The 10,795-nt window shown below is 41.3% G+C and carries 15 protein-coding genes; 11 read left to right on the forward strand and 4 right to left on the reverse strand.

Annotated features, from left to right (window positions below; translation table 11 throughout):
• Nucleotides 1-95: 95 nt before the first annotated feature.
• The 6 genes from hflX to FTT91_RS11745 all read left to right on the forward strand — a co-directional run bounded on the left by hflX (nt 96) and on the right by FTT91_RS11745 (nt 4,265).
• Entirely contained in the window at nt 96-1,436 is a 1,341-nt protein-coding gene (gene hflX / locus FTT91_RS11720; RefSeq protein ID WP_004972465.1) for a ribosome rescue GTPase HflX, read from the forward strand.
• Nucleotides 1,437-1,471: 35 nt separating this feature from the next.
• Nucleotides 1,472-1,843, forward strand: a complete 372-nt coding sequence (locus FTT91_RS11725; protein ID WP_004972466.1) for a hypothetical protein — start codon at nt 1,472-1,474, stop codon at nt 1,841-1,843.
• 9 nt (nt 1,844-1,852) lie between these two features.
• The gene (locus FTT91_RS11730; protein WP_004972468.1) at nt 1,853-2,527 is read left to right on the forward strand and encodes an LrgB family protein; all 675 of its coding nucleotides are present in this window, start codon (nt 1,853-1,855) and stop codon (nt 2,525-2,527) included.
• Nucleotides 2,528-2,613: 86 nt separating this feature from the next.
• Nucleotides 2,614-3,060, forward strand: coding sequence for a DUF2147 domain-containing protein (locus FTT91_RS11735; protein WP_104853073.1), 447 nt, complete (start codon nt 2,614-2,616; stop codon nt 3,058-3,060).
• 201 nt (nt 3,061-3,261) lie between these two features.
• Entirely contained in the window at nt 3,262-3,708 is a 447-nt protein-coding gene (locus tag FTT91_RS11740) for a DUF2147 domain-containing protein (RefSeq protein ID WP_004972472.1), read from the forward strand.
• Between the two features lie 104 nt (nt 3,709-3,812).
• On the forward strand, nt 3,813-4,265 hold the full coding sequence (locus FTT91_RS11745; protein ID WP_004972473.1) for a DUF2147 domain-containing protein: 453 nt from the start codon (nt 3,813-3,815) through the stop codon (nt 4,263-4,265).
• Between the two features lie 83 nt (nt 4,266-4,348).
• Here FTT91_RS11745 and FTT91_RS11750 read toward each other — a convergent pair whose 3' ends face one another.
• The 4 genes from FTT91_RS11750 to FTT91_RS11765 all read right to left on the reverse strand — a co-directional run bounded on the left by FTT91_RS11750 (nt 4,349) and on the right by FTT91_RS11765 (nt 7,470).
• A complete protein-coding gene (locus FTT91_RS11750; protein WP_096901578.1) occupies nt 4,349-5,197 on the reverse strand; it encodes a symmetrical bis(5'-nucleosyl)-tetraphosphatase in 849 nt (282 codons plus the stop codon).
• Nucleotides 5,197-6,009 (reverse strand): 16S rRNA (adenine(1518)-N(6)/adenine(1519)-N(6))-dimethyltransferase RsmA, encoded by an 813-nt coding sequence (gene rsmA, locus FTT91_RS11755; RefSeq protein WP_004972477.1) that lies wholly within the window; start codon nt 6,007-6,009, stop codon nt 5,197-5,199. The genes FTT91_RS11750 and rsmA overlap by 1 nt, the downstream gene beginning before the upstream one ends.
• Before the next feature lie 19 nt (nt 6,010-6,028).
• The gene (gene pdxA / locus FTT91_RS11760) at nt 6,029-6,997 is read right to left on the reverse strand and encodes a 4-hydroxythreonine-4-phosphate dehydrogenase PdxA (protein WP_096901579.1); all 969 of its coding nucleotides are present in this window, start codon (nt 6,995-6,997) and stop codon (nt 6,029-6,031) included.
• A gap of 62 nt (nt 6,998-7,059) precedes the next feature.
• Nucleotides 7,060-7,470: a hypothetical protein gene (locus FTT91_RS11765; protein WP_136144144.1), complete on the reverse strand. Its 411-nt coding sequence runs from the start codon at nt 7,468-7,470 to the stop codon at nt 7,060-7,062.
• 265 nt (nt 7,471-7,735) lie between these two features.
• Between FTT91_RS11765 and rplM the strand changes: the two genes are divergently transcribed.
• The 5 genes from rplM (at nt 7,736) to FTT91_RS11790 (ending at nt 10,573) form a co-directional block, all read left to right on the forward strand.
• Complete coding sequence (gene rplM, locus FTT91_RS11770; protein WP_004909012.1) at nt 7,736-8,164, forward strand: 50S ribosomal protein L13; 429 nt, start codon at nt 7,736-7,738, stop codon at nt 8,162-8,164.
• Nucleotides 8,165-8,176: 12 nt separating this feature from the next.
• Entirely contained in the window at nt 8,177-8,563 is a 387-nt protein-coding gene (rpsI, locus tag FTT91_RS11775; RefSeq protein WP_004972483.1) for a 30S ribosomal protein S9, read from the forward strand.
• Nucleotides 8,564-8,813: 250 nt separating this feature from the next.
• Nucleotides 8,814-9,467, forward strand: coding sequence for a glutathione S-transferase N-terminal domain-containing protein (locus FTT91_RS11780; protein ID WP_180169495.1), 654 nt, complete (start codon nt 8,814-8,816; stop codon nt 9,465-9,467).
• Nucleotides 9,468-9,477: 10 nt separating this feature from the next.
• Nucleotides 9,478-9,906 (forward strand): ClpXP protease specificity-enhancing factor, encoded by a 429-nt coding sequence (locus FTT91_RS11785; RefSeq protein WP_168418859.1) that lies wholly within the window; start codon nt 9,478-9,480, stop codon nt 9,904-9,906.
• A gap of 16 nt (nt 9,907-9,922) precedes the next feature.
• The gene (locus FTT91_RS11790) at nt 9,923-10,573 is read left to right on the forward strand and encodes a hypothetical protein (RefSeq protein WP_004972488.1); all 651 of its coding nucleotides are present in this window, start codon (nt 9,923-9,925) and stop codon (nt 10,571-10,573) included.
• Nucleotides 10,574-10,795: the final 222 nt, after the last annotated feature.

Here is a 10,795-nt window from a genome sequence, read left to right on the forward strand (position 1 = left end):
CATCAAATCAGGGCGCAGGAAAAATCCAATCATCTATTTCCCTGCACAAACATTTTTTCTACTAGAATATAGCTTTAGCATGGAGATTGCGCTGAGTGGAAAATTTTGTGCCACATCAAGATGGCGAGCGTGTTGTACTGGTCAGTGTCGCTGTCCAAATTTTAGAAGACCTAGATGCCGAAGAATTTCAGCTCTTGGCTGAATCTGCGGGTGCAGAAGTTTTACAACACGTCCACACTCAACGTAGTAAACCCGATGCCAAACTCTTTATTGGCTCAGGCAAAGCCGAAGAAATTGCCGCATTGGTCAAAGAACACGACGCCAATTTGGTCATTTTTGATCATGCACTCAGTCCTGCACAGGCACGTAATTTAGAAAAAGTGATGCAATGCCGTGTGGTTGACCGTACCGAACTCATTTTAGATATTTTTGCTCAACGCGCCCGCACTTACGAAGGTAAATTACAGGTCGAATTGGCACAATTACAACATTTATCTTCACGTTTGGTGCGTAGTCGCAGCAACTTAGACAGTCAAAAAGGTGGTATCGGCTTACGTGGTCCTGGGGAAACCTTGCTTGAAACTGACCGACGCTTATTGCGTATTCGCATGGGACAACTCAAAACCAAACTCGATAAAGTCCGTCAAACCCGTGCACAAGGTCGTGTGGCTCGGCAAAAAGCCGCCATTCCTACCGTTTCATTGGTCGGTTATACCAACGCAGGCAAATCGACCTTATTTAATATTTTGGCGCAAAGTGATGTCTATGCTGCTGACCAACTGTTTGCTACGCTTGACCCTACTTTACGGCGTTTAGAATGGGATGGCATCGGACGTCTGGTATTGGCAGACACCGTTGGCTTTGTAAGAAACCTATCTCACTCTTTGGTGGAATCTTTTAAAGCAACTTTGGAAGAAACCTTAGAAGCCAGTTTATTGCTGCATGTGATTGATTCAAGCAGCCCCGATGTGTTGGAACAAATTGAAGCAGTCGAAGGTGTGCTAAAAGAAATTGGCGCAGATGTACCTATTTTGCGGGTTTACAATAAAATTGATGTCTCAGGCGAAACAGCCAAAATTATCTATGAAAAACCGCATCAACCTGACCGTGTCTATGTATCGGCACATTCAGGGCAAGGTTTAGACTTGTTAAAACAAGCCGTACATGAATGTTTGATGGGGCAAATTCAAAAGTTTGATCTTAAATTACAACCTGCTTATGGCAAACTGCGCAATCAACTGTATGCGCTCAATGTCATTCAGGCAGAACAGTACGATGATGAAGGTCAATTACATCTACAAGTCAGCATGGCACCACATAAACTGGAACAACTGATTAAACAGGCACATTTACCGATAGACGAAATTTTAGGTGCACAGGCAGAACAATTTAAACGTCCGCTTGAAGCATTTGAAATTGACGATCAGATCGGTTAAAACGTGATAAGTAAAATTTTAATGAAAGATCAAAAATGAGCAGGATAAAACATATCGATTGGCCAGCATGGATCGGCACACTCCTTTTGATTATTGTGTTTCGTGAAGCCTCTGTATGGATCATGACCCAATTTAATCACCCAGAATTAGGCAATTTAGTCGGTTTGCTCAGCCTGCTGGCGGTATTATTTACATGGCGCAAACTCAGTAAAATTCCTGCTCGTCTGGTCGATACCAACAACAAAATCATGAAAGAAAGTGCCTTTGCCTTTTTACCCATCAGCGCGGGTTCATTAATTATGCTCACGCACATGGGCAAACAAATTCCAATCTTCTTAATTGTGTTGTTTATCAGTACGCTGATCCCGCTTTGGCTGTATGCCAAAATGGCAAAACGCTGGCTTTAGGAGATTAAAATGCTGTCAATTCTATATGGTTTTTTAATCACTCTCGTTGCATATTTACTGGCAAAACCTTGCAACCAAAAAGTCCCGCAAATCCCTGTGATTGTCTTTGGCATGTGTTTTGTGTTGCTACTGTTGTATTTTTTCGGGATTCCATACGAAACTTACGTCGCACAAACCAACCCTTTGTTTAATCAATTATTGGGCTATGTGACAGTTGCACTCGCCATTCCTCTAGCAGCCATGCGTTATGACGATTTACCCCTCAAAGCGATTTTAGGTATTTTGTTCTTTGCCAGTCTTAGTGCTGTGGCGCTGCCGATGGGGCTTGCTTATGCGCTACATATGTCCAGTGCCGATATTATGGCATTTGCCACCCGTGCAGTGACCACGCCGATTGCGATTAATATCGCAACCTTATTAGAAGCACCGATTCAATTGGCAGTATTAATTGTGATTTTATCAGGTGTCGTGGGTGCTGCTTTTTCACCACTTATTTTAAGGCATATCAATGATGAACGTGCTTCAGGTTTGGCACTTGGCTTAGCTGCACATGCCATTGGTACTGCTCAAGCATGGCAACGTGGCAGTGTTGCAGGACGTTATGCTGCCTTTGGCATGGCAGTCAATGCAGTCTTTACCGCAGTTTGGCTGCCAACATTTATACTGTATTTACAAAGAATGTGACTGAGCAATCACTTTTAAAGATTGTGACCATTTCACTTTCTTTTTATTATGAAATATCCAGTTTGCGAAATGAAGGAACATTGAACATGGTCAAGATGAAACTCACCGTTGCCTTAATCTGCTCAGCCTTAGGTAGTTTTGCGCTGGCTCAAGATATTACAGGAACTTGGAAAAACATTGACGATAAAACGGGTTCATCTAAAGCCATTTTAGAAATTCGTCAGGAAAGCAATGGTAGCTATACCGCTAAAATCGTTAAAGTGACGCCACGCCCAGGTTACACACCAAGAGAAACCTGTGTCAACTGCCCTGCGCCTTATACCAACCAACCGATTTTAGGTATGGATGTACTCACTGGCTTAAAATATACAGGTAATTCCAATTTCACAGGCGGGAAAATTATTGACCCTTTAAGCGGCAATATTTACAGCACCAAAGCCAAATTGAGCAATAATGGTAAGCGTTTGACCATGCGCGGTTATGTCGGTGTATCGGCTTTAGGTCGCAGCCAAACTTGGATTAAAAGTGATTAATTTATAAGTTATTCCATCAACTTAATTAATTCACTTTTCACTTAAAATGCCACACGTTCGTGGCATTTTTCACATCTTTTCCAGCATTTTCCCTGCAAGTTTAAGATTAAAAATTTCCTCAAATCTCTTGACTCTTACCACAACTCGCTTTATATCTTGAATTAACCTCTGTAATAACTTTCGACAATCAAAGGAACTGATATGAAGAAAAATGTATTGATGGGTGTATTTGCAAGCTTAATCTTCAGTGGTTCAGCATTTGCTGCAGACCTAACAGGTATCTGGCAAAGTATTGATGACAAAACAGGTTCACCCAAAGCCCTGATTGAAATTACCCAAGCTGAAAATGGCAGCTTTACTGGTAAAATTATCAAAGTCACACCAAGACCGGGCTATACCCCAAAAACTATGTGTGTGAATTGCCCTGCACCTTATACCAACAAACCTTTGGTCGGTTTGGAAATTATTAGTGGCTTAAAGCATGTGGAAAATAACAACTATGCCGATGGGCGTATTTTAGATCCACTTACAGGCAAAATGTATAGCCTGAAAGGTCGTTTAGCATCTAATAATAAACGTCTCACTTTACGTGGTTACGTCGGAATTTCAGCCATTGGTCGGACACAAACGTGGATTCGCCAACAATAAGCGAGTAATTGTGTCTCATAGGTCATTTTTTCTGGATACTCGGGACTTTGTGTCCGTTAATTCACAGATTAGACTAGCCGCAAAGACCGAGTAAGGGAAATAAAATGATTCAGAAATTGGCTTTAGGAATAGCCGTCATCTTCGGCAGTCTAAGCACTTTGGCGATGGCACAAGATTTAGCAGGAACTTGGCAACAAATTGATGATAAAACAGGCTCACCCAAAGCTGTCATCGAAATTCGTAAAGAAGCCAATCAAACCTATACGGGTAAAATTGTGAAAGTAACCCCGCGTCCGGGTTATACCCCACGTGAACTTTGTAATAAATGCCCTGCGCCTTATACCGACCAACCTATTTTAGGGATGGATATTTTAAAAGGCTTACAACAAGTCAAAAACAGCAACAATTACGAAAAAGGACGCGTAATTGATCCATTGGCAGGTCGTATTTACGATGCAAAAATTCGCCTCAACTCAACAGGTAAACGTTTAACTTTACGTGCTTATATGGGTGTATCTACACTAGGTCGCAGTCAAACTTGGATTCGAATTCAATAAAATTCAAGATAAAAAATAGCCACCTCAATAGGTGGCTATTTTCATTTCATCATCACATTTTTAAATTTTAAAGATGAATGTTATTACCATTCTGCCAGCGGATTATCCACTGCAAACAATTGCTGATCTTCCAAACGATAAGCCACAAGCTGATTGCCCCACACACAACCGCCATCCACATTTTGAATATTGTCGGCTACCGTTTGTCCCTGCAATGCTGCCCAATGACCAAATACGATTTGATGTGTTTGCGCAGCTAAAGATGGATATTCAAACCACGGTTTAAAACCTTCTGGCATCGGATCATCTAAGGCATCTTTAAAGCTGAATTCCAAACCACCCTGTGCATTGGCTAAACGCATACGGGTCAAATAGTTGGTAATACAACGTAAACGCGCATGCCCCTCTAAATCATCCGACCAAACTGCAGGTTCTGCCCCATACATTTCCTTTAAGAATGCATCCACTACCTCAAAGTCCTCATGCCCAATCACCGCCTCAACTTCTTTTGCCAAAGCTGCGGTTTGTTCCGCATTCCAAATATGTGGAATACCTGCATGAGTTAAAATGGTGTTTTCATTAGGAAAAAGACACAATGGTTGTTTACGCAACCAATCAATCAAATCATCACTGTCAATTGCATCAATCACATCACGAGTGTTGTCTTGTGCTTTGATTTTCTTTAAGCCACGTGCGCCTGCCAACAAGGTTAAATCGTGATTGCCTAACACCGTTGCTGCAACGCCACGATCTACCAGTTTTTTAATAAAACGCAAAGCACCTACCGAGTTTTCACCCCGCGCGACTAAATCGCCTGCAAACCAAATAAAATCTTGATCGGGATCGAACTGTATTTCTTTTAATAACAGTTTTAAGGCTTCAAAGCAGCCCTGCACATCACCAATGACATAGTTGTATCGAATTGCTGCCATTAATTCACCATCTGATCTGCCAATGCGACAAATGCACTCAAACTTAAAGTTTCAGGACGTGCCATTGGGTCTACCCCTGCACGTTCAAACGCATCTTCAGCCAACATGCCTTTTAAGCTATTGCGCAATGTTTTACGACGTTGGGTAAATACATGCGCCACCAAACGTGCCAATGCTTTTTCATCTTTGGCAATAATCGGTTTAGTCACATAAGGCTCTAAACGGAATACTGCAGAAGTCACTTTAGGCGGTGGATTAAATGCGCCAGGCGGTACTTCAAACAAGAACGTTGGCTTACAGTAATACTGCATCATCACCGATAAACGCCCATATTCTTTGGTATTCGGTTCAGCCGTGATACGATCTACCACTTCTTTTTGCAGCATAAAGTGCATGTCTTTAACTTTGTCACCAAACTCTAAGAGATGAAACAAAAGCGGCGTCGAAATGTTATACGGCAAGTTTCCAACCACACGTAGCGGGCGCCCTTCCTGAAATAACTCGGTAAAGTCATATTTCAGCGCGTCACTTTCTACAATAGTTAAACGCTCAGGATGTGGCACACGTCCCGGTAAGCCTGCGGCCAAATCACGGTCTAATTCCACTACAGTCAAAGCATCACACTCACCAATTAAAGGTGAGGTCAATGCCGCTAAACCCGGTCCAATCTCGACAATATTATCGCCTGGACGTGGGTTCACTGAGCGGACAATTTTGGCAATCACGCGTTGATCATGCAAAAAGTTTTGACCAAAGCGTTTACGAGCCTGATGCCCTTCATCTTTTGGGTTTAGGGCATTAATTTGATACATAAAGATTTCCAAGCTGAAATTATGAACGTGCTAAATCCAGCGCTAAATCGACAGCAACATGCAAGCTAGAACTTTTCGCAAGTCCCGTACCTGCGAGGGAGAGCGCTGTGCCGTGATCGACTGAAGTGCGAATAAACGGTAAGCCTAAAGTAATATTGATTGCTTCACCAAAGCCCTGAGATTTTAACACAGGTAAACCCTGATCGTGATACATCGCTAAAACTGCATCGGCATCTTTTAAATTTTCTGGGGTAAATAAAGTATCTGCAGGTAAACTTAAACTGAGATTTTCACCGCGATTACGGTAATTTTGCAGCACAGGATTAATCACCTCAATTTCTTCCATGCCTAAATACCCATCTTCGCCCGCATGTGGGTTCAAACCACAGACCAATACTTTAGGATGTTCAATTTTAAACTTGCTTTTTAGATCGTGCAGCAAAATATCAATTACTTGTTCTAAACGTGTTTTGGTAATGGCATCTGCCACGGCACGTAAAGGTAAATGCGTGGTCGCCAAGGCAACGCGTAAGGTTTTGGTGGCTAACATCATCACCACACGCGCAACACCTGCAAACTCCTGATAATATTCAGTGTGCCCACTAAAAGAAATACCAGCTTCATTAATAATAGATTTTTGCACGGGTGCTGTCGCCACGCCCACACTCTTACCTGTCATTGCATAAGAAGCTGAGCGACGTAATTGCTCCAAAACGTAAGTTGCATTTTGTGCATTTAAATGCCCCAACTCAACATCTACAGCCAAAGGCACATGCTCAACATATAACTGCCCAAGCGCTGCAGGCTGTTGCTGACCTGAATATTCAATCAATTCGACTTGTTGCTTTAGAATTTCGGTGCGTTGTTGTAATAATTGATGATCTGCCAATACCACAATTGGACGCTCATCTTGTCGAGCTGCCAGACTTAGACAAATATCAGGTCCAATACCTGCAGGTTCACCACTGGTGACATATAAAGGGCGCATGCAGCTTCATCCACTATAGCTAGGTGTAGCTGAATTATAGCGCCATCCTGAGCAAAATTGTTTTATCTCCAATCTAATCTAAATCGGCTATCTAAGATGCCCATCTGATGCGCCCATTCCGAAATGCCAATCACGACCATACATAACAACAAACCTATAAATAGTATTTTGGGCGCTTGTTGAGTGACTGCTCGATAGTTTTGATCAGATAGACTCAACATGATGAAGCCACCGATGCCATATAGCATAAAAGGGAGCAAGGTGATGTGCATAAATACAGAATAGATTAAGATAAAATCAAATACATCAGTACCATAAGCTGCACCTACCAACAAAAATGCCAGTTCATACAGACCAATCAATGTGATGAAAAAACCTGCTATAAATTTTAGCAGTTTATTTGGTTGCGGCTTTAATGCTTCTGTCGTTAATGCTTTTGTCGTTGTAGCGATGCGTTCTAAATCATCAGACATAGTGATCCGTCCTCATCATTATTATTTGCTGCGACCATACAGAAAAAGCTAAAACAGTACTAGATAAATAAGATCAATACCTGATTTTTACTGTCGTGAAATGGTCGCTAGAGGTGATTTTGCTTTTATAACCAAACTTGATAAAATATAGCGCTTAAAATGTGACTTTTCCATTGTAGTTCTACCCATTCTCAGGTAGAATTCGGACTCCTTTTTGTTTGGACAGCTTCCATAGTCCAAACCAACTATAATAGGTAGTGGTTTAATGAAAACTCTCAGCGCTAAGCCAGCTGAAGTTCAACACGACTGGTACGTTGTTGATGCTTCTGGCAAAACTCTAGGTCGCCTTGCGACAGAAATCGCTCGTCGTTTACGCGGTAAGCACAAAACTTCTTATACTCCTCACGTTGACACTGGTGACTACATCGTTGTTATCAATGCTGAGCAAGTTCAAGTGACTGGTAACAAATCACTTGATAAGAAATACTATCGCCACACTGGTTTCCCTGGTGGTATCCGTGAAACTAATTTCGAGAAATTAGTTGCTCACAAACCAGAAGAAATCTTCCAACGCGCTGTAAAAGGCATGTTGCCAAAAGGTCCTCTTGGTTATGCTATGATCAAGAAAATGAAAGTGTACGCTGGTGCTGAGCATCCTCACACAGCTCAACAGCCACAAGTTTTGGACATCTAAGGGATACAGTACATGGCTACTAACTATGGTACAGGTCGCCGTAAGACCGCAACTGCACGTGTTTTCTTATCAGCTGGTACAGGTAAACTCGTAATTAACAACCGTACTCTTGAGCAATATTTCGGTCGTGAAACTGCTCGTATGATCGTACGTCAACCATTAGAGCTTCTTGAAGCTACTGAAAAATATGACCTTTACATCACTGTTGCTGGTGGTGGTATTGGTGGTCAAGCTGGTGCAATCCGTCACGGTATTACTCGTGCATTGATCGCATCTGACGACACTTTAAAACCTGCTCTTCGTCAAGCTGGTTTCGTTACTCGTGATGCTCGTGAAGTTGAACGTAAGAAACTTGGTTTACGTAAAGCTCGTAAACGTCCACAATTCTCTAAACGTTAATTCGTTTACCGAATCGGACACAAAAAAAGCCTTGGATTTTCCAAGGCTTTTTTTTATGCAAATCAACGAGCTGAGCATTTTAAGCCAGATAAACAATTCGGATTCATATACACCAAAAATCAAAATTCAATACAGTCCAAAAATTGAAAACCAATCAACAAATATCTCATACACTTTTATCAGCTTTGCTGGGTGATTTTAATGGCTAAGTTTAGTATCCTATTCTATTCATTTGGTTTTATTTCGGATTATGTCAGTCGAGAACGCACCCTTACAAGGCATTACCCTCTACAGTCATGCGGACGACTTTCGCTCACATTGGATTCGTTACGTTCTGGCCGAAAAACAAATCAAATATCAACTGATTTTGGTCGATTATGAAGATGAAGACCTCGCAAGCCTGAATCCGTATAATCAACTTCCAATGCTGCTAGAAAACGATTTAAAACTCTTTAATACTGCGATTATTTCCGAATATCTGGATGATCGTTATCGACAAAATAAACTTTATGCCGATGCACCTATGCCACGTGCAGAACAACGTCAATATATTTGGCGCTTTGAACAAGACTGGTTCAAACTTGCCGATCAGATGCTACGTCATCGTGATAGCTTAGATTACACAACACAGCGCGCTGCACAAAAAAAATTACGTGATACACTCATTTCACTGACACCATTATTTCAGCATTATCCTTATTTCATGTCAGAAAATTTCAGTATTTTAGATTGCATGCTGGCATCCTTATTTATACGGCTAAAAGCCATGGGCATAGAATTACCTCAACAACACTGTCGTCCAATTTTCCTGTATTGTCAGCGGATTTTTTCACGCCCTGCCTTCACTCAAGCAATGACTTTGCAAGAAAAAAACCGCTATCAGGAATTTTTAATTCATACTTAAAGAGCACATTATGTCTGAATCTGAAATCAACTTAAGTCCGACCCGTCCCTATTTAGCTCGCGCAATTTATGACTGGATTTGCGACAACCAACTCACGCCACATTTATTGGTAGACGCTACACAGCCGAATACGCTTGTTCCTGAACAATTTGTGCAGGATGGTCAGATCGTATTAAACATTGTTCCACATGCTGTACACGCCTTACACATGAGCAATGATGCAATTACATTCTCCGCACGCTTTGGTGGTGTTTCACGCGACTTATATGTGCCAATGAATGCGGTACTGGGGATTTACGCTCGAGAAAATGGACAAGGCTTATTCTTTGATCCGAGCGAGTATCAACATATCCAAAATGATGAAGATGCTTTAGAATTAAAGACTGAAGAAAAACCCGAACAAACTAAGAAAAAACCAAGCCTTAGATTATTAGATTAAAACAATGGAGTAGTGAATGGCTTTTGATTTAGTACAATATTTTGCAGCGCAGATTAAACTTCAAAAGCCCTCGCTTTTGAAACAATATAATGCTGTTGATCGCGACCAATATATTCAAGAAATCAATGCGCTGAGCTTAGGCAAACTGGTCAGTCTGTGGCGAGAAGACAACCAAAAACTTTATCAAGAAATTGATCATCAAGATGAATTATATATTCAGGAAATTGCACGTCGACTCACCACATCTCCACACAATCAGTCACCTCTCTCCAAAACTGAGCTTGAACAGAATATTAGTGAAGTCTTAGCCTTACAACTCACAGAGCTCAAGCAATTGGATCAAACCGGTAATTTTGGCAATAAAGGTCTAGGTGAATTATTGCTAGGTCAAATTGAACATTTATCTGGTCAAGCGGATGATTGGGTTTGGTCAACAAACGATCTAATAGAGTTAAAAGGTTCTAAACCAATTCCTCAAGAAGAGCTATCATTAGAGGCATCAATGAAGGAGTTTAATCAAATGGTACAACAACATACCCACGATGATCATCAAAATATTGAGCCTGTAGAAGCAATTGTACCCACTTGGTCTAAAGTACTAGAACCTATCGTTGCGATTGCGATTTTAGCAATTCTATGGTGTTCCGTTACTCAATTATTCGCTTAAATCAATCTTCTATCTAAGCCGTAATAAAACCATCATCATCTGATGGTTTTATTTTTTGGTGTTCTTTATTTTTATTCTTTTTAATTTTAATTCAGGCATAAAAAAACACCCCCAACGCTAGTTGAGGGTGTTTAGAATAATGAGCTGGCGATGACTTACTCTCACATGGGTAACCCCACACTACCATCAGCGCGAAGAGGTTTCACTTCTGAGTTCGGGAAG

Source organism: Acinetobacter sp. YH12021, assembly GCF_013420145.1.
GTDB classification, from domain to species: domain Bacteria; phylum Pseudomonadota; class Gammaproteobacteria; order Pseudomonadales; family Moraxellaceae; genus Acinetobacter; species Acinetobacter towneri.

Coding starts and splice junctions, on each gene's coding strand:
- FTT91_RS11745 (WP_004972473.1), top strand. CDS start 3,813: ATGATTCAGAAATTGGCTTTAGGAATAGCCGTCATCTTCGGCAGTCTA.
- FTT91_RS11725 (WP_004972466.1), top strand. CDS start 1,472: ATGAGCAGGATAAAACATATCGATTGGCCAGCATGGATCGGCACACTC.
- rplM (WP_004909012.1), top strand. CDS start 7,736: ATGAAAACTCTCAGCGCTAAGCCAGCTGAAGTTCAACACGACTGGTAC.
- FTT91_RS11750 (WP_096901578.1), bottom strand. CDS start 5,197: ATGGCAGCAATTCGATACAACTATGTCATTGGTGATGTGCAGGGCTGC.
- FTT91_RS11785 (WP_168418859.1), top strand. CDS start 9,478: ATGTCTGAATCTGAAATCAACTTAAGTCCGACCCGTCCCTATTTAGCT.
- FTT91_RS11730 (WP_004972468.1), top strand. CDS start 1,853: ATGCTGTCAATTCTATATGGTTTTTTAATCACTCTCGTTGCATATTTA.
- rsmA (WP_004972477.1), bottom strand. CDS start 6,009: ATGTATCAAATTAATGCCCTAAACCCAAAAGATGAAGGGCATCAGGCT.
- rpsI (WP_004972483.1), top strand. CDS start 8,177: ATGGCTACTAACTATGGTACAGGTCGCCGTAAGACCGCAACTGCACGT.
- FTT91_RS11740 (WP_004972472.1), top strand. CDS start 3,262: ATGAAGAAAAATGTATTGATGGGTGTATTTGCAAGCTTAATCTTCAGT.
- FTT91_RS11735 (WP_104853073.1), top strand. CDS start 2,614: ATGGTCAAGATGAAACTCACCGTTGCCTTAATCTGCTCAGCCTTAGGT.
- FTT91_RS11790 (WP_004972488.1), top strand. CDS start 9,923: ATGGCTTTTGATTTAGTACAATATTTTGCAGCGCAGATTAAACTTCAA.
- pdxA (WP_096901579.1), bottom strand. CDS start 6,997: ATGCGCCCTTTATATGTCACCAGTGGTGAACCTGCAGGTATTGGACCT.
- FTT91_RS11765 (WP_136144144.1), bottom strand. CDS start 7,470: ATGTCTGATGATTTAGAACGCATCGCTACAACGACAAAAGCATTAACG.
- FTT91_RS11780 (WP_180169495.1), top strand. CDS start 8,814: ATGTCAGTCGAGAACGCACCCTTACAAGGCATTACCCTCTACAGTCAT.